This is a genomic window from Sinobaca sp. SA16-1 (assembly GCF_059510515.1).
Genome location: NZ_JCAKFL010000004.1, coordinates 428337 through 445974 on the forward strand (window position 1 = coordinate 428337; position 17638 = coordinate 445974).

15 protein-coding genes are annotated in these 17638 nt (G+C 45.2%); 2 read left to right on the top strand and 13 right to left on the bottom strand.

Annotated elements, in window-relative coordinates; genetic code table 11:
- Complete coding sequence (locus tag AC5W2J_RS13955) at nt 1-1068, bottom strand: glycosyltransferase family 2 protein (protein ID WP_496060059.1); 1068 nt, start codon at nt 1066-1068, stop codon at nt 1-3.
- Between the two features lie 11 nt (nt 1069-1079).
- A complete protein-coding gene (locus tag AC5W2J_RS13960) occupies nt 1080-2588 on the bottom strand; it encodes a phytoene desaturase family protein (RefSeq protein WP_496060060.1) in 1509 nt (502 codons plus the stop codon).
- Nucleotides 2589-2767: 179 nt separating this feature from the next.
- Between AC5W2J_RS13960 and AC5W2J_RS13965 the strand changes: the two genes are divergently transcribed.
- Nucleotides 2768-3658 (top strand): alpha/beta hydrolase, encoded by an 891-nt coding sequence (locus AC5W2J_RS13965; RefSeq protein WP_496060061.1) that lies wholly within the window; start codon nt 2768-2770, stop codon nt 3656-3658.
- A gap of 68 nt (nt 3659-3726) precedes the next feature.
- Here the strand turns inward: AC5W2J_RS13965 and AC5W2J_RS13970 are convergent, their stop codons facing one another.
- From AC5W2J_RS13970 to AC5W2J_RS14015, 10 genes are all read right to left on the bottom strand, one after another.
- A complete protein-coding gene (locus AC5W2J_RS13970) occupies nt 3727-4701 on the bottom strand; it encodes a hypothetical protein (protein WP_496060062.1) in 975 nt (324 codons plus the stop codon).
- Nucleotides 4702-4875: 174 nt separating this feature from the next.
- Complete coding sequence (wecB, locus tag AC5W2J_RS13975; protein WP_496060063.1) at nt 4876-6021, bottom strand: non-hydrolyzing UDP-N-acetylglucosamine 2-epimerase; 1146 nt, start codon at nt 6019-6021, stop codon at nt 4876-4878.
- A 1-nt stretch (nt 6022) separates the two neighbouring features.
- Nucleotides 6023-7303, bottom strand: a complete 1281-nt coding sequence (locus AC5W2J_RS13980) for a glycosyltransferase family 2 protein (protein ID WP_496060064.1) — start codon at nt 7301-7303, stop codon at nt 6023-6025.
- A gap of 14 nt (nt 7304-7317) precedes the next feature.
- A complete protein-coding gene (locus AC5W2J_RS13985) occupies nt 7318-9033 on the bottom strand; it encodes a DUF2334 domain-containing protein (protein WP_496060065.1) in 1716 nt (571 codons plus the stop codon).
- A 405-nt stretch (nt 9034-9438) separates the two neighbouring features.
- Nucleotides 9439-9642: a hypothetical protein gene (locus AC5W2J_RS13990; protein ID WP_496060066.1), complete on the bottom strand. Its 204-nt coding sequence runs from the start codon at nt 9640-9642 to the stop codon at nt 9439-9441.
- 19 nt (nt 9643-9661) lie between these two features.
- Nucleotides 9662-10588: a peptidoglycan-binding protein gene (locus tag AC5W2J_RS13995; protein ID WP_496060067.1), complete on the bottom strand. Its 927-nt coding sequence runs from the start codon at nt 10586-10588 to the stop codon at nt 9662-9664.
- A gap of 131 nt (nt 10589-10719) precedes the next feature.
- Nucleotides 10720-12327: a ribosomal protection-like ABC-F family protein gene (gene abc-f / locus AC5W2J_RS14000; RefSeq protein WP_496060068.1), complete on the bottom strand. Its 1608-nt coding sequence runs from the start codon at nt 12325-12327 to the stop codon at nt 10720-10722.
- 260 nt (nt 12328-12587) lie between these two features.
- Complete coding sequence (locus AC5W2J_RS14005; RefSeq protein ID WP_496060069.1) at nt 12588-13796, bottom strand: transglutaminase-like domain-containing protein; 1209 nt, start codon at nt 13794-13796, stop codon at nt 12588-12590.
- Between the two features lie 158 nt (nt 13797-13954).
- On the bottom strand, nt 13955-14212 hold the full coding sequence (locus AC5W2J_RS14010; RefSeq protein ID WP_496060070.1) for a hypothetical protein: 258 nt from the start codon (nt 14210-14212) through the stop codon (nt 13955-13957).
- Between the two features lie 84 nt (nt 14213-14296).
- Nucleotides 14297-14842 (bottom strand): hypothetical protein, encoded by a 546-nt coding sequence (locus tag AC5W2J_RS14015; RefSeq protein WP_496060100.1) that lies wholly within the window; start codon nt 14840-14842, stop codon nt 14297-14299.
- A gap of 172 nt (nt 14843-15014) precedes the next feature.
- Between AC5W2J_RS14015 and AC5W2J_RS14020 the strand changes: the two genes are divergently transcribed.
- Nucleotides 15015-16235: a multidrug effflux MFS transporter gene (locus AC5W2J_RS14020; RefSeq protein WP_496060071.1), complete on the top strand. Its 1221-nt coding sequence runs from the start codon at nt 15015-15017 to the stop codon at nt 16233-16235.
- Between the two features lie 22 nt (nt 16236-16257).
- On the opposite strand, the gene AC5W2J_RS14025 is transcribed toward AC5W2J_RS14020, so the two are convergent.
- Nucleotides 16258-17622, bottom strand: coding sequence for an MATE family efflux transporter (locus tag AC5W2J_RS14025; RefSeq protein WP_496060072.1), 1365 nt, complete (start codon nt 17620-17622; stop codon nt 16258-16260).
- Nucleotides 17623-17638: the final 16 nt, after the last annotated feature.

Consider the following 17638-nt stretch of genomic DNA (forward strand, 5'->3'; position numbering starts at 1 on the left):
TTACTTTCCTGCAATGTTACGGCCTTTCCATGTTGCTTTTTTAAAGAAAAACGTTTTTAGCAGCGAGTAGATGAATATCATTACAAAAAACAAAAAGTATACCGGAAACAGCAGGGCATCGAACCACTGAAAGTTCCCAATATCCCGAAGCGTTCTGTAGAGCCACAGCGCAATGGCCAAATAGGCCGCCAGACTCCACCATCCAGCTTCAGGACTGTTCACGAAAAAAGAAACGACGGCTGTAATCCATATTACATTTGCTGCAGTCAGCCATGGGGAAGCCGTTTTTGCTCCAGAAGCAAAGCTTTTCGACCAGCCTTGAATCACATCCCCAAGCTTTGCTTCATACATTCTCATATTCAATACACCTCTGCCGCTGAAAGCTCGGGTTTCTATTCCCTGCAGCTGTGCTTTTCGGGCAAAGGCTAAATGTTCTACAATTTCTTTTTTGATGCACTCATGTCCGCCCATTTCCCAATAGATATCCCGATTTATTAAGAGACACGGCCCAAAGCCGCCCTGGGCTTTGCTCTGTTTCGCAAAAATATGGGTTATTCCAGAAGAGGCAAACACGACCAGGTGAAAGACGGCCGACAGCTTTTCCCAAAAAGAATACATAAAATGAAAAGGATGCACCGTGACAAAAGAAGCGGCTTCCGATTGTTCTAAGTATCGAATCATTCGATCCGGGCCGTCTGCTGAAAACCACGTGTCCGCATCTAAAAAACAGAAAGTGTCTCCTTTTGCCTGCCGGGCTCCCTGGAAACAAGCCCAGGACTTGCCCATCCATCCTTCAGGAAGAGGAGGAGTACTGATTACTTTCACCCCGAAAGAGGCCGCGGTCTCTTTTGTTCCATCACTGGAATCATCATCAACGACGATGATTTCGCGCTTTTCATTAGAAACAGCTGAAAGAGACGGCAGCAGCCGTTTCAGGTTTTGTTCTTCATCACGTGCTGGAATAATAACCGAATAAGTTCCAGTGTCTTTTTTCGGTACGATAGGAAAAGAGACCCTCTGCCAAAAAAGCAGAAGGGTCACCAGTACTGCTGTTACAAGAAACCACATGATTATTCACCTCAGGATTTTACAGCTTTTTTGGGACTTCCATGCTTTTCCAGGATAGCATTGGCTGCCATGTGGCCGGAAAGGGTTACCATCGGTACACCGCCTCCTGGATGTGTTGCACCTCCGACAAAATAAAGATTATCTACTACGCTGCTTCTCGTGTCCATCTTAAATCCACCGTTCAGCTTGCGGTCTGTTACCACTCCGTAAATAGATCCCCCATTAGAGCCGTAGAGAGATTCAATATCGTTTGGTGTAAACGTGTGCTCATACTCAATCCGATCGCGAAGACCGGTCATTCCCATACGTTCAAGCTTGGAAAGGACAATATCGCGGTAGCCGGCCAGGTTTTTGTTCCAGTCTTCTCCTTTTTGCAGCGCCGGCACATGTGTCAGTACAAACATATTTTCTTTGCCGGCAGGCGCCTGCGAAGAATCACTTTTTGAAGAAATTCCGACATATACTGTAGGATCGTCGGCCGGTTTCTTTTCTTTAAAAATCTGGTGAAACTCTTTTTCAGGATCTTCAGAGAAAAAGAAGTTATGGTGGGATAACTTATCGTAGTTACTGTCCACTCCAAGCAGGAGCACGAGGCCGGATACTGTAGGCTCAAATTTTTTGCGGTCGGCCAGAGCTTTTTTACGGAGCTTTTTGCTCTCCATCAAATGCTCATAAAAAGGAATCACTTCCAAATTCGATACAACAAGATCCGGAGTAAGCACATCACCGCCCGCTAAATGGACTTCTTTTACCTGTTTCTTTTTAGTTACTACTTTCTCTACTTCCGTGTTCAGGCGAATATCCACGCCCTGCTCCTCGAGCACGCTTTCCATAGCCTCTGCTATCTTATACATGCCTCCCTGTACATAAAAAACACCAACGCCCAGCTGGACATGGGTCATCTGGGACAACATGGCAGGAGCCTCATAAGGCGAAGAGCCGATATACATAATGAGGAAATTAAACAACTGCTGCAGGTGCTTATCCTTAAAAAACCGTTCCGTCGTCTGGTTTAGGGAATGAAACGGATCCATAGCCCACATCTCTTTCAGGGAATGGTTGGCCCGGAGATCCGACACGCCTGAAATACTATCCCGGTAAAAAGACTTCATGCTCAAATCATACATTTTATTGCAGTAATCCAGGTACTCAAAAAAGCGGGAGGCATCATCTTTTGATACCTTTTTTAATTCTTCCAGCATTTTAGGAAGGTCGCTCGTTAAGTCAATTTTCGTGCCGTCTTCAAAAAAGGTTCTCCAGCCTGGTTCAATGCGCTGTATATCTAAATAGTCGTGCACGTCTTTACCAACGGATTCAAACAATTCTTCCAGCACCCAGGGAAGCGTCAAAATAGACGGGCCGGTATCAAAAATATACCCTTTTCCCACCCGTTGATTGAGTTTGCCGCCAAGGCGTTCTCCTTTTTCAATAATCGTTACATTATACTCTTCTCCGGCTAAACGGATCGCAGATGCCATACCTGCCAGTCCTCCGCCGATAACAGTTACGTGTTCGGACATGATTGCAGACTCCTTTATAATAAAATTGTGTGTATTCCTTAAATAAAAAGGAAGCGGTAACAGACTTTTTTCCTTTCTCTAATATACCCGTTTCACCTGGAAATTACTCTCTATAGCCCTTGCTTCGATTATATTTCAGCGGAGAAGGGTATAAGTAAAAAAAGAAATGAGGACTCCTTATGCTGAAATTAATTGCTGCAAACATACTACGCGTCCTTCCTGATAAAGACGCAGGCAGATCCATGGTGGATCTGGAAGCCGTCCAAAAGGTACAGGACATTTCACTCGAAACAGACAGTCACCCGCTGCGTCTCACCTGCTATTATCCTTTAACATCCACAAATGAACCGCTGCCCGTATATATCAACCTGCACGGCGGAGCTTTTATTATGAATAACAAAGACATGGACGATCCATACTGCCGGTATATAGCTAACCAGGCCCGCTCTGTGGTCGTTAACGTTAACTACAGCAAGGCCCCTGAAACACCTTTTCCAGGAGCTCTTGAAGAATGTTATCAAGTAATCCAATGGCTGCGCAGCAACGGTCGTACCCTGGGAATCAATACAGATAACATAGCAGTCGGCGGCCAGAGCTCCGGCGGCAACCTGGCAGCAGCTGTCTGTCTGCTGCTTAAACAGCGCAGGGAAAAACAGCCGTTGCTGCAGGTTCTTTCTGTACCGATGCTGGACTTCATTACTCCCCATGCTGATAAGCCCGAGCCGGATCCACTGCGGGCAAAGTACCCGCAGGCCGCCGGATTTTTAAATGCCTGCTATGTACCGACAATCGAACAAGCCTCCCACCCGCTGGCCTCCCCTGTGCTTGCAGCAGACGTAAGCGGAGTGGCTCCGGCATTAATCATTGCCGGTGAACACGATGCCTTCCGCCCTGAAATAGAACGTTATTCTAACAAACTGACAGAAGCACAGGTTCCGGTCCGTTATGAATTATTTAAAGACTGCGGTCATACATTTATGAACACCGGTCCTAAAAAAGAAGCTCTTGCAGCATGGAACATCGTTGCAGCAGAACTGCGGCGGGCTTTATATTCCTCACCTCCGCTCTAAGCTTCCAAAAAGGCAGGCCAAAACAAAGATCCGCTGCAATTGCAGCAGATCTTTGTTTAGTAATGGATTTAAATTAACTCATTTTTGCGCAGCTCCTGTTCCGCCAGTAAGGGCAGCAGATTATCAAAAACATGGGTATCATCATCGTATACAGAATAGCCTCCTGCATATTGATCACTATTTCTGCTGTTCTGGTGGACTTTTAAACGATCAAATATATCCACTGCCAGCTCTTCTTCGTTTTCGGCCAGGCAGTACATTACAAGAATCCCATAAATAGCAGGGGATTCATAATCCACATTTTCTTCTTTTGTTTCTATATCATATTGACCGAATACCATTCCATGATCATCCATTTCTTTACGTATGAATTCAAGAAATTCATCGGTTCGGTTTCCGCTTTGCGCTTTATATAAAGCTACGAGGGATTGATCAACAATATTAACACTTTCGTCGTATTCGTACTCTTCTTCTTCCACATTGTAGCCTTTTGGAAAAAACTCATTTCGCAAGGGTGCATCTTGTAATATTCTTTCCATGTTTTCATAAATCTGCTCCTCCAGCAATCCTTCGTCTCTCATTCGAGTGAGTGCCTCCATATGAATATAGGAGAGCGTAATTACATCGCTGGCATATTCATCGTTCGTTTCATAAAAATCGGTCAACACATTTTGATTTACATTATTGTCGGTCGTAAAGGCAGCAATACTTCGGGCTGTTTCCTCATATTCCGGCCTTTCCCACTTCTCAAATCCTTTGTAAAGCACTTCCACAAGCCTGATATCATCTACCAAAGCATTCGTTGTTTCCAGTCTGTCGCCGTTTTCTTGAATTTTCCAGTTAACAAATCCGTTTCTTTCTAGAAAATATGTGTCCAGCTGTTCAAATCCTTTCTGAAACAGCTCTTCATCATTTTCTTCAACGGCAAAATCCATCCATAAGCCGAGTGTTTCCGATAATGACTCTCTTCCCTTTACCTCATCCGAATCTTCTACATCCCCGTCCTGCATATAAGTGGCCACGGTCCCATTATCATTTACCATCCAAGTTTGAATGAAACCGGAAACGGGGTACTTATCGTCCACCACCCTTTCTGAAGAAGGCGAAGGGGAGGTGGACGACGAGGACGACGAGGAAGAATATAAATAAATGCCTGTTCCTATTAAGGCTGCAACAATTAGAATGATCACCAGCATCTTCAACCACTCCCCACTCCTTTAAATGATAGACTCTGACTTATGCTCAAGATTGAGGGCGGCTGCCTTCCAGTTTTGGATATGTTGTAAAATAGCCTGAGCGCTCTCTCCATTTCCGAATGGATTTTTTATTTGGCTCATGTCGTGATACGCCTGCTCATCATTAAGGAGCCTGGAAGCTTCTGTATATATCATCTCTTCCGACGTTCCTACCAGCTTTAACGTTCCGGCTTCCACACCTTCCGGCCGCTCTGTCGTATTACGCGCGACAAGTACCGGTTTGCCTAAAGCAGGGGCCTCTTCCTGGATCCCGCCTGAATCGGTAATAACCAAATAGGAATGCTTCATTACGTGAACAAAGTTTTCATAATCCAAAGGTTCAATAAGATGAACCCTCGATGTATCTTCTATTGTCTCTGTTACTTTTTTTCGGATAACCGGGTTTTTATGAACCGGAAATACGATTTGGATATCATCATTTTCTTTAACCAGTCGATTTACCGCTTTATAGACGTGCTGCATTTCTTCCAGATTTTCTCTGCGGTGTGTCGTCAGCAGAATGGTTTTTTTGCCTGAAAGGAATATAGGCTCGAGGTGCTCTGGAAAAGCATATGGTTTATCGGCGACCGTCAGTAAAGCATCAATCACGGTATTGCCGACAACAGCAATTTTTTCATTTTCAACATTTTCCTGAAGTAAATTTTCTCTGTTAGCAGCCGTTGCGGAAAAATGATAGTCTGCAATTCGTCCCACCAGCTGGCGGTTGGCCTCTTCCGGAAATGGCGACTTCATATTATTTGTCCGCAGCCCGGCTTCCACATGAGCGACCGGCACCTGCTTCAGAAATGAAGCGTAGGCACCTATAAACGTCGTTGTTGTATCGCCATGGACGAGCACCAGGTCTGGTTTCTCCTGCTCTATAATAGGCGACAGTCCTAGAAATATCCGGCTTGTCAGCTCTTCCAGAGACTGTCCCTTCTGCATAATATTTAAGTCATAGTCCGGAAGAATATGAAACAGCTCCAGCACCTGGTCCAGCATCTCCCTGTGCTGAGCTGTATTAACAAATATACTTTCAAATTGGTCGCTCTGATTTAATGCCTGAATGACCGGAGCCATCTTGATTCCTTCCGGCCGTGTACCTAGAATTGTCATGACTTTTATCATATTATCCGCTCCTCTGTTTCGTTGTATTTTCTTCCGTCCCCTGCTTGAAACGCTGCGTTTTATACCATTTCACTTCCTGCTTGAAGACCACTCTGCGGATTTCGAGCACCGTCGCATAAGCAACTAACGCCACCCAAAGCTGTGAATAAGTGAAATACATCAGCACCACCACCAGAGTATTCTTAGCTGTCAGCTGCTTTTTTTCCATACTCAGGGCGATCAACGCCTCCGTTACAAAAAGCAGAAAGCCGGTAATAAGCAGTGCGATAGAGATAGGGCCGATACTCAGCTCCAAATCAAAAATCAGGTTCGATACGAAAATAGCGTGCGATAAAATGATCCCGGAGAAGAAAAGAATATAGGTAAACAAAAAGTAAAAAAGGTCGAATCTAACAGTTTTGTTTTTCATTGGGGAGAACAAGTATTTAAAAATGACGTATTCATTGCCCCGCGCCCATCGGGTACGCTGTTTCCACCATACTTTAAGAGTCTCAGGCTCCTGCTCCCATGTAATAGCAGAAGGGAAAAAACGAATATAGTAGCCGAGATTGTACACCCGAAAGCTTAATTCTGTATCTTCCGACAAGGCTTTTTCGTCCCATCCGCCCAGCCTCTTTAATAGAGAACGACGGATAGCGAAATTTGTTCCAGGAATAGTAGTCATTTTAAACCAGTACCAGCGGCCTGCCTGAGCAAGCCATTGAAACGTCAGCGTTTCGACGTTTATCAACCGGGTGAGCAGATTCTGATTGGCATTTGTCACTCTGAACTTACCGACGATGGCGCCTGCTTTTTTATCTTTTGCAAGACCAAGTGCCAGGTAGTAAACAGCATCAGGCTCAGGAGTGTTGTCTGCATCATATACAACTATCACTTCACCACCGGCATGCTTTAATCCCTGATTTAATGCTCCTGACTTACCCTTACCAACATTAGGAGGTTTTGTATGCACGACTTTAATAAATGAATGTTTTTTTGCATATAAGTCAGCTATATGGCCGGTATTATCACTGGAATTATCGTTAATAACGATTACTTCCAGTTTTGTTTTATCGTATCGAAGGGCGATCATCGACTGAATGGTCTGCTCGATCACTACTTCTTCGTTATGAGCCGGAATGAGTATGCTCACGGTCGGAAGCTCAACCGGCTCACTTGTCCAATCCTCCTCTATTTTTTTGTGCTTTAACGAGTACAAATACCCCCCATGCATAAGAAACATATGATAAAACAACATCAGCCAGATAATAAACAATGAAGTATATAACAATACATCTGCCATACGGTTTCCTCCCCCTATCTTTTATTTACCTGCGAACGGTTTCTGAAAATGTAAAAGAAAAACGTCAGCACCGCCAGTCCACCAATTACAGCTATAATCCGTACCATTGCTTCAACAGTATTATTTAAAAAGTAGAGGGGATAAGAAAAGCCTGATGTATAAAGAGCGATATGATCCTTCACAACGTCAATCTCGCCATTATCTGCTCTTATTTCCACTCTGTCTGTTATTACCTCACTGTCTGTCTCCTTTAAATCAATCCATTCAATACCTTCAATTTGTTTCATACCTTCCACTACTTCAATCAGGCCGTCCAGACCGAGATAAGGATGATAGAAACCAGAGGTGACGCCTCTATCGATAAATTGATATTCTTCTGCACTTTTCATCATCAGATCAACCGAGTCCGGTTCGTCCGGCTGTACATATCCCATTGTTTCCGGATAAAGAGTCATGCCATGCAGATACGTCGGCTGTCCTACCGTTGGGATTGGCCGCATAATTTCCCAGTTTTCATCGCTCAGCTGGACCTGGCCGACATAGGTAGTAAAGTATTCAGACAAGACTTCGTATCCATTTTGCGACATCGTATAGTGCGGGGCTTCGAAAGCCAGCGGATATAAATTATATTTAGCTAATTCATCTATACCGCTCTCTATTCTGTCTTCTACATAGGCTCTTTCATAATCCAGATTTTCCTGGTTGTAAGCTTCATATTCTTCAGGGCTGTCGAAATCTTCTTCTGTTTTCTGTACTACGTTTTCTTCGTCTGCATCATGATAAATCGGCATATTATTCTCAACATCCCAGAACTCAAATCCTTCACCTGTTTCACTTGATCTAAACTGATGAGTATACCCATGCAGCACAATACTCGCCCCATCTTCCTGCATCTCCTGTAATACAGAAGTAAGCTCTTTATTGTCAGAAAAACGATACTCCCTTCCCGTTTCCGGATGGGTATAAATAGGGATAACCGCTATCATATATGGAATATTCTCTTCTTTCAGGTAATCAGCAATTTCCTGTAACTGCTCTGCATCCGCTAGAGGATGAACGTCCTCCAGCCTTAAATAACCCGGGTGACCCTCTTCCTCTGGTGCATTGAATAGGCCTGGCATTTCCTTAGCAAGCAAAACAGCGTGTATAGACTCTAAGTCCGGGGCAGCATAGTAGTGTATATCATCTTCTATAAAAAACAACGCATTCTCTTCATCTCCATCTGTTCCGTACAGCAGCACTTCTGCCGAATCAGAAGGGTCGGCAGGAAACATAGCCTGAGGTTCAAATTCAATGGCATTGTCTTCATTATCCGCTTCGTGAGCACCCGACATTTTTTCCTGTAAAGAAGTATCCACATGATCAAGCTGGGAACTTAATTGATCTGCGTTGAGACCAATGGCGGTTTTTGTACCATCAAAATCAGCAAACAGATCTACTGCTTCTGTATTCAGATCTTCTTCCACCTGACCATAGTAGAAAAGATGCGTAGCTCCTTCCAGATCTTCTGCTTCTGCATCGTTCGCTCTTACGTAGGTAATATCTGTCGTATACCGGCTGATCATGCCATCCAGCACCTTTTGATTTTCCTCTACCTCATCGTTCTCTGAAGAATACATTATGACTGCTTTTTCCGCTTCCTCAGCCTCTGCTTCTGCCGTGTTCACTGGAAAAACACTCATAAGTAATAACGGCACCAAACCCCAGACCAGCATCTTGTTTCTCTTCATCCGCCATCCCCCTAAATCTTTTTTTATTCTTAATAAAGAATTTAAACGTTCTTTAAAAAGAATACAAAGTCGGTTTGGAACTATATAAAGCATTCTAAGTTCTTTAAAACGAACTAAATAGCTTATTCTTTGATTTCCTTCAAATTTCATTCTTTTCTAAAAATAACCAAAAGAATATATTCTCTATATTGAAATAGAAATCTCTTTGGTGCTTTAAGACTCAAAGAGGTTTCAGGAATTTTCTACTTGACTGTTAGTTGATTATTTTCCTTTCGAGCCTCGTAAAAATTTTCGTTAAAGAGCAACTTTTTGTTCTCTAAAAAACCCGTTAAAAAGTGAATAACATAAAAAAAGCAGGACCCGGAAATCTTTTTCCGGGTCCTGCTTAAGCATAAATCAGGCATTTTAGTTTTTGGAGGATCTTACGGTAAGCTGCTCATTGCTCGAGTAAATGCCAATAGAAGCCAGCACCGCAAAAATAGAGGAAATAAGCGCCGACACAGCAGTTTCAATTTCTGTTAAGTTATTCAGCCCAAAGAATGTCCCAAGAGCCAGGGCGATAAGCGGTACGTTATACAACAATATTTTTTTGGTATTTTTTTGTTTCATTTTACTAAACACCTTCCTGTTAACGAAGCGTTACATAGCTTTCATTTGTCGTAATATAGAGCCCGGACACCAGGCGATACAAGGTAGACGAGCTGTTTGGCACAGCCACTATCTCCACCACCGTAAATGCTTCGCCTTGGAACACCTGGCCGGCTACAGCGTCGGCAGCAAAAGAAGGACGCGAACGAACATTTACTGAAGCAGCGGTAACAACTACCAGCCGCCCTTCTACTTTTTCCCGGTCAAGTGCGTTCCAGGTTTGGGAACCAACAATGCCATCCGCGGTAAGGCCCGCTTTTCGCTGGAAAGAACGTACGGCATTTTCCGTTTCTGCGCCAAAATCCCCATCCGCCCCGAACTGCGGAAGGCTTTCTCCGGCAGCCAGCAGATCATTTTGCAGAATAAGCACTTCCGGCCCGCTGTCGCCTCTGCGCAGCACCGGGCGTCCGGGGCTCCCTACTGGATGTCCGTTCGTTATGGCTGCTCGTACCATATCCATGTTGATACCAGGACAGGCGTTGGAAGTATGACCCCGGTATTCATTGTGTCCGCGTAAGTTTGCGACGGATACATTAATACCGCTTGTGCTTCGAAGAGCTGTCACCAGATCAAAATAAGATTGTTCCTGCGCCGCAGTGAAAGAACCGCTGCCTACCAGACAGACCCCAATCAAAGGAGTGTTGTTATTTCCTACATGATAGGAAACGCGGTCTACGCTGTTTGCCCATTGGATTGTCCCGTTTCTTGTAATGACAAAATGGTAACCGACGCTCGGCCAGCCGAGTGTATCGACGTGATAATTGGCAAACGAAAATGCGTCTCCTGACGTTGTTGCTGAATGATGACGGGCAATACCTGTAATTTGGGACCATGATCTCGAAGCAAACGATCCGTTTCTTTTGACCTGTCCTCTAACATCTACAAGCTGAGCTAAGTTTCTGTACAATCTCATCGCCTCCTGGTTATTTTAGGCTTACTCTTTCTAAAGGGAGCCTTCGTGATTTTTGACAACCACTGTATATATATCCTTATTTTTTTAATCAGGAGGGGATACCAGTTCAAAAAAAGAAGAACAGCTCAGCGCTGCTCTTTTCTTTGCTTTAATAACTTCTGAAAGGTTTGATCCAGTTTTATTTTCTCTTCATCCTCTGCTTGTCCCAGGCGGCTGAGCACTTCTGTTATCTTCATTTCCAGCAGTGCCTCATTTTCTGCCGCCTCTCCGTCTGGGAGCTGTTCCGGCTCGGCCATCCTCTTTATTTCAGCTTTACCTGATTTAATCTCCATTACATGTGTCGCCGTACCGGCCGTAAACTCTCTATCATGCGTAACAAAAATAATGGTGCCAGGGTACGTTTGAATTAGTTTTTTTAATACTTCTTTTGCTTCGACATCTAAATAATTGGTCGGTTCGTCAAGAAGCAGCAGGTTAGCAGGCTCCATCATAACTTTTAGTAAAGCCGCTTTCACTCGTTCTCCTCCGCTGACAGAAACCATAGGTTGATGGACCTTTTCTTTTTTAAACTGAAAGCCGGCCAGCACCGTTCGAATAAATGTTTCGGTATAAGGACTGTCCTCTTTCACGTTTTCCAGAACGGACTTTTGCAGGTTAAGCTGGGAAATCTGCTGATCGAAGCTTCCTATCACAGCAGGCTTGGCCGTTTTGACACCTTCTGCCTGCTGATATATTTTTTGCAGAAGCGTTGTTTTTCCACATCCATTAGCACCGGTGACAGCTAACTTAGTACCAGGCGTCACATCTGCGCGTTTCATATGAAACAGCAGCCGGCCGTTACGGGAAATACTGCCTTCTTCTAATAATACAGCCGACTTTCCGTAAAGCGGAGTAAACGGCTGCTGTTCAAAACTCAAAGCGGTTTGTTCAAAGGGCTTCTCTTTTTGATCGAGCTGAGTGATTCGTTTTTCTACTGACTTCCCGGCCCGGCTTAATTTAGCTTTTTGGCGGCCGACACTGCGTTTATGCAGGCGGGCTTCCGAATTCCCCATGCGGCTCGGCGCTTTTTTCAACTGGCGGGAATGCTTTTCTTTTGCTTCCGCAGCTGCTTCGAGTCGCTTCTTTTCTTTATGATAGTTTTCGTATTCTTTTGCTTTCCGCTTTTTTTCTTGCTGTTTCTGGTTTTGATAGGCACTGTAATTTCCCGGATATTCTGTAATCATACCGTCTTCTATTTCCCAGATTACCGCACAGACGGCATTCAACAGCATTTCATCATGGGAAACCAGTACGATGGCTCCGCGATAACGCTGCAGGTTTTTTTCCAGCTGTTTGATTCCTTGAATGTCTAAATGGCTGGTTGGTTCATCTGCCAGGAGAATTCGTGTATCTGCCGAGAACGCCTCTGCGATTTTCTTCCTCGTTTCTTCTCCCCCGCTCCTATTTGTGCCGTCCATACCGGGAATTCCCCAGATTTCTTTTTCTTTCGCGGTTAGAAAGAACGTTTCAGTCTGCTCCATCTGTGGAATAACCGCCGGTTTCCACGACAGATTCACTTTTCCCTTGTCCGGCTCGTCCATACCGGCAATTAAGTGAAGAAGTGTTGATTTACCACTTCCGTTTTTTCCGACAATACCGATTCGACTGTTCTCATATATTTTTAAATTTGCGCTTTGAATAATTCGGCGGGTGCCGTGATTTTTTTCCACGTTTATTATTTCAGCTGCCAACATAAAAAAACCTCCCTAGATGTGCTAGAGAGGATCAGCCGTTGTCAAAAAGGCACACGTTTCCTATTAGGAAATATGCATGCTGCACAAAGGTACCCTATGAAGACAAACTAATCCTGTCTAGACGTTTACTGCTTTTCATCATTTATGATAGGCACGTCTCTTGATCAGGATTACTGCTTCATTGGCAGGGTACCTCTCTTTCCGTAGGGTAACTTCTGTTATCAGCATAATGGGAGCCGCTTCTTTTTGTCAATGATGTCTTATACGATTAGGTATAGAACCGAAAGGAGCACTAGAACAAAAAATCCTAGTATAACCAATCCATTATATTCTTTTCTTAAAATAGAAGCACCAAGTCCCACCGCACCTGTTATGTATCCTGCAGCCAGAAAGTAAGAATGGTCCGTCAGTGGAATAGCTGCTAACCCGGCAATCATCGCCGTGATAAACAAGTAATAAGAAGCCCGCTTCACCCCCAGCAGACTCTGCAGATACAGGCTGTCATCGCCGATGTTCCAGGTACCCAGCACGTCTTTAATCTTCCCAGGGAACGGCTCGTCTTCGAACTTTGTATAAATAGGCTGGAGATAGGGGGCTGCGCCGTCAAGACTCTGAAAGCCGTAGGCAAAGTCTTCTTTACCGAACGTGCTGAGCTGGTAGCCGTCCGGCACATCGGCATCGTGATATTCTGGAGAAAGCGGCCATTCCGCATCAAGACAGAACACCACACGGCGTCCTGAAAAGTCTCCAAAATAATCAAAAACCCTCGTACTTTCCCCCCGCTGCAGCGGATGTCTCATTAAAGTATCGGTTTTTTTCAACGACGCAGCCACACTCGTGTCTACAGGGACCCAGCCGAATTCGTCTACATAACATTCATTCCATACGTGCGGCTGAAATTTTTTGGTGAATGCTCCGATGACCGTTCGGCAGGGAATTCCTAAAGCACGGGCATAGGAGCAGAAAAGAAAGGAGAACTCCCCGCAGTCCCCTTTTCCTTCATCTAAAAAAAAAGGTGCTCCTCGTCGTTTAGGCGGGAAGTGATATGTATATGTAGAGTAAATATGTTCAAACAAGCCCTGCAGTTTATCCATAGGATCGGCTCCTTCCCCCGCTGCCGCTAACGCTTTTGCACGCATGGATTCATTAACCGGACTTAAATAAGTATCCCGCAGATAGAACTTTTTTTCTTCCGGGGACAGGCTCTCGGGCTCCTCCGCTTCTTCAAGGGAAGAGGCGTACAGATTCATTTCCGTGCTTACATAAACTGCCTCCCCCGGAGCGAGTCGATAAAACGCAAGCTCCTGTCCCAGGTATTTGGAATGATGCTCTGGTTCCTTAGAGTACGTTATCTTCTTTACCTGCTGGCAGGCCATTTGAGGGGGAACAGCAAGCCAGATGGATAAAAAATGCTGCTGTCTGTTTTTATAGGTATAGTCCAGAACGACTGATTTTTCCAATATCGGCATTCATAAGCCCCTTTCTCATCCTTCTTTTAAATCACCTTTTTTCCAGAAAGAAACCGGCTCTGATGAGCGATGCGTGTGAAATGCAGATACACACAAAAAGTCCCCCGAAACCGGAGGACTTTGTTATATACGTATAAGGATAAGACCAGAAAGTCAGCTTAAATTTTGTAATTTTGGAAGGAACGGATCTGTGATTCTGTTTTAGCAAAAACATTTCCTGCTTCTTCTGACGAAATATCAAAATGCTCGCTCGCTTTTTGTTCTACATATTCATCATTTTTTGCTTCATCGAAATGCTCACCCTGTTCTGTCAAGATGTCATATTCCTTGCGCATAAATAGGTAGATCTCTCTTTGGGGTTCTTCGAGTGATTGAATAAATTCCTCTGTTTCTGGATCATTCTTTACGTAGCTCATCACTATTCCTCCTCTTTCTGCTTTAAAAAAGACTTCTCTATTAAGACGATAATTCCTTCCGGGTGTTACAATTTACACATTTTTTCACGATTCATGCTGCAGGGTCTTTGTTCCTTTTTTCGCCTGCCCGGCTTTCTTTTTCTGCACATCGTAAGCAAATGTAAAACTTTTTGCATCAGTAAAAGCAGCAAGCGGGGTCGTTAAATTCGGCTGATTGGCCAGCATGACTCCTTCGAGCCGCCATTCCTGTAAATGTCCGGGCGGCATATTGATAATGCCCACAGGTTCTTTTACCACCTGCTTTTCCCCGTCCTGCACGATCTGTTTTTGTTCGAGCAGTTCAATGCGTATTACTGCACCAGTTTTATCCTTTACGGCGATATGCCTGTTATAAACAGCCTTCGTGGAGGCTGAGCTGTTGTGGGCCTGCACGAATAAAGTAACGGTCAGCCTTGTAGCTGTGTCCGGCTCCGCCGGAACAAGCTGGCCACTTTCTAAATTACTGTAATCAAAATGTGTATCTCTTACATAAGTGGTAATCGTACCTCCAAATTGTTTTGCCAGCACTACCAGCAGCAAAACAATGAGTAAAAGAGGTATTATTCCTGCCACTATTACGCCTTCCCACATCAACAAGGGATAACCTCCTCTGCCTCTCTCTATCTTCTTTCATTATAACAAGAAACGACGGCGGTTTCAGAGGAATAAGCAATCTCTTTCCTTTTTTCACTTTTGCGTTACAATTAAAGAATTGCTGTATACATTCAATGGAAACATATATTAAAAGAAAGAAGGCGTTTTTATGGCTGTTATCCTTTCTCCTAAACGTCGTCTATGGATGGCTGCCGTATTGGGTTCTCTTGCTGCTTTTGGCCCTCTGACAATTGATATGTATCTGCCGGGCTTCCCCTCCATTTCTGATGACCTGGAGACTACTGCCTCCCTTGTGCAGTTGAGCCTGACTACCTGTCTTCTCGGCCTGGCTGTAGGTCAGCTGGTGATGGGACCGATGAGCGATGTCCGGGGCAGAAAAGGCCCGCTTTTAGGAGCGTTGGCTGCTTTTTTTGCAGCTTCTATCCTCTGTGCGATGGCCCCCACTATTTGGGTGCTTATCATCTGCCGGTTTATCCAGGGCTTTGCTGCATCCGCAGGCATCGTTATATCCAGAGCCATCGTCCGTGATTTGTTTCAGGGAAGAGAATTAACAAAGTTTTTTGCCCTTTTGATGCTCGTTAACGGGCTGGCGCCTATTTTAGCTCCCGTATTCGGCGGAATTATTCTGGAGTTCACGATATGGAACGGCATCTTCATTGTTTTAAGTGCCATTGCCGTGGTGATGTTTGCTACCGTAGTATGGGGCCTTCCGGAAACGCTTCCCGTCGAAAACCGATCTAAAAGCAATATCGGCGAGACGGTCCGTACGTTTGGCTCGCTGTTAAAAGACCGTTCCTTTACGGGGTACTCTCTGGCGCAGGGGTTTAAGATGGCCGGTATTTTTGCCTACGTGTCCGGGACTCCGTTCATTTACCAGGGCATTTACGGCGTATCTCCTACGACATTCAGTATCCTGTTTGGAATGAACGGCATCGGCTTAATTATCGGGACCCAGATTGTCGGGCGTCTGGCCGGTATTGTACCGGAAAAGAAGCTGCTCTCCATGGGACTCATCCTTACCTTTGCAGCCAGTACCGTGTTATTGGTTATGACATTGATTGAAGCGCCGTTAATCGGCATTGTTATTCCTATTTTTGTTATTGTATTCTGTGTGGGCATCATTGCCACCACCTCGTTTTCGCTCGCAATGGAAACACAGGGACACCGGGCCGGAAGCGCGTCTGCTCTTTTAGGTCTTCTTCCCTTTATTCTCGGGGCAGCTGCGGCCCCTTTAGTGGGTATTGCCGGGGAAGATACGGCTGTTCCTATGGGGGTGGTTATCTTTACAGCAGACGGGTTAGCTCTTCTTGCTTACTTGCTGCTCGTGCGGGATAGAAAACCAGGCACAAAAGAACCTTCCCCCTCCTAAAAGGGAAAAGGTTCTTTTTTCATTACGCTCTCTTTTCTCTCATCTGTTCTCTGGTGTTTGTTTCATTAAAAGAATCTCTCAGGAGCCTGGGGATGTAAGCTGCGAGTACGAACGAACGGGACAAGGAGAACACAATAAAGGCAAGCCACAGACCATGATTACCTAAAACCGGCAGGGCTGCCCACAGCACGATAAAAAAGACAATCATTGAATAAATCAGTGAATTGCGAATCGGAGCAGTCTGCGTCGCTCCAATGAAGATCCCATACAGCAGCAGTCCGGCAAATCCAGCGGCAGGAAACCATACCACCCAGCCGCTGTACTTCACTGCAGTTTCCTGAACCTCCGTAATCGATGTAAACCATCCTACTATAGAAGGTCCGGCAAGCAGCATGATAACAGTGACGGCAGCGGCTACTGCAGAAGACCACAGCATTCCTATCTTCATCGTACTGAACAAGAGCGGTTTGTCCTGCCGGCCTATCGCACGACCTGAGGTAATACTCGCGGCGTTCGCAAGGCCGTCGAAAAAGTAAGCCATAATAAAATGAATTTGAAATAAAATCGCATTGGCAGCAAGAATTACTTCTCCAAATCCAGCCCCGGAAGAAGTAAACCAGGCAAACACTGCCAGCAGACAGATAGTCCGGATAAATAAATCGCGATTAACGCGCAGCATGTGCAGCAAAGGCTCTTTTTTCCACAGACCGCTGGACCGGAAGAAAGAAAAAGGTATCCTGGTTTTCCATAAAATATAGCTGAGTCCTGCGACGGCGGCGGATACTTCGGCAATCAGCGTAGCAAGGCCGACGCCGGCCGCTCCCATATCTATGTAGAACACAAACAAAACGTCCAGTCCCATATTGAGCACGTTCGCGCCCAGCTGAAGCAGGAGCGCTATATTTACTTTGGAGCTGCCTACAAGCCAACCGATGACGACGTACTGCATCAGCGCAAACGGTGCCCCCCAAATACGAAAGCTGAAGTAGGCATCAGCCTGTGCCGCCACCTGTGCCGGAGGCTGAAGCAGCGCAAAGGCTGCTTCTTTAATGGGGAGCTGAAATACAATAAAAAGAGAACCGATCAGGGCTGCTATCAGCAGCGGGCGGGCAAACAATGTGTTCATATCCGAAGCAGAGCTTTTCCCTGCTGCCTGAGCTGTAAAGCCTGATGTACTGACACGTAGAAATCCAAAAAGCCAGTAGAGCGTATTAAAAATCAGGGCGGCAACAGCCACGCCGCCAAGATAATGGGGTGAATCCAAATAACCCACGACGGCAGTATCCACTGCCCCAAGAACAGGGGTCGTAATCGTTGCCAGGGTTAAAGGAAGGGCCAGGGCCAGAAAGTGCCTGTGCGTTCCTTCCTGGTATGTTCTTTTTTTCATGATCTGTCTTCTCCCA

Coding starts and splice junctions, on each gene's coding strand:
- AC5W2J_RS13955 (WP_496060059.1), bottom strand. CDS start 1,068: ATGTGGTTTCTTGTAACAGCAGTACTGGTGACCCTTCTGCTTTTTTGG.
- AC5W2J_RS13960 (WP_496060060.1), bottom strand. CDS start 2,588: ATGTCCGAACACGTAACTGTTATCGGCGGAGGACTGGCAGGTATGGCA.
- AC5W2J_RS13965 (WP_496060061.1), top strand. CDS start 2,768: ATGCTGAAATTAATTGCTGCAAACATACTACGCGTCCTTCCTGATAAA.
- AC5W2J_RS13970 (WP_496060062.1), bottom strand. CDS start 4,701: ATGGTAAATGATAATGGGACCGTGGCCACTTATATGCAGGACGGGGAT.
- wecB (WP_496060063.1), bottom strand. CDS start 6,021: ATGATAAAAGTCATGACAATTCTAGGTACACGGCCGGAAGGAATCAAG.
- AC5W2J_RS13980 (WP_496060064.1), bottom strand. CDS start 7,303: ATGGCAGATGTATTGTTATATACTTCATTGTTTATTATCTGGCTGATG.
- AC5W2J_RS13985 (WP_496060065.1), bottom strand. CDS start 9,033: ATGAAGAGAAACAAGATGCTGGTCTGGGGTTTGGTGCCGTTATTACTT.
- AC5W2J_RS13990 (WP_496060066.1), bottom strand. CDS start 9,642: ATGAAACAAAAAAATACCAAAAAAATATTGTTGTATAACGTACCGCTT.
- abc-f (WP_496060068.1), bottom strand. CDS start 12,327: ATGTTGGCAGCTGAAATAATAAACGTGGAAAAAAATCACGGCACCCGC.
- AC5W2J_RS14005 (WP_496060069.1), bottom strand. CDS start 13,796: ATGCCGATATTGGAAAAATCAGTCGTTCTGGACTATACCTATAAAAAC.
- AC5W2J_RS14010 (WP_496060070.1), bottom strand. CDS start 14,212: ATGAGCTACGTAAAGAATGATCCAGAAACAGAGGAATTTATTCAATCA.
- AC5W2J_RS14015 (WP_496060100.1), bottom strand. CDS start 14,842: ATGTGGGAAGGCGTAATAGTGGCAGGAATAATACCTCTTTTACTCATT.
- AC5W2J_RS14020 (WP_496060071.1), top strand. CDS start 15,015: ATGGCTGTTATCCTTTCTCCTAAACGTCGTCTATGGATGGCTGCCGTA.
- AC5W2J_RS14025 (WP_496060072.1), bottom strand. CDS start 17,622: ATGAAAAAAAGAACATACCAGGAAGGAACGCACAGGCACTTTCTGGCC.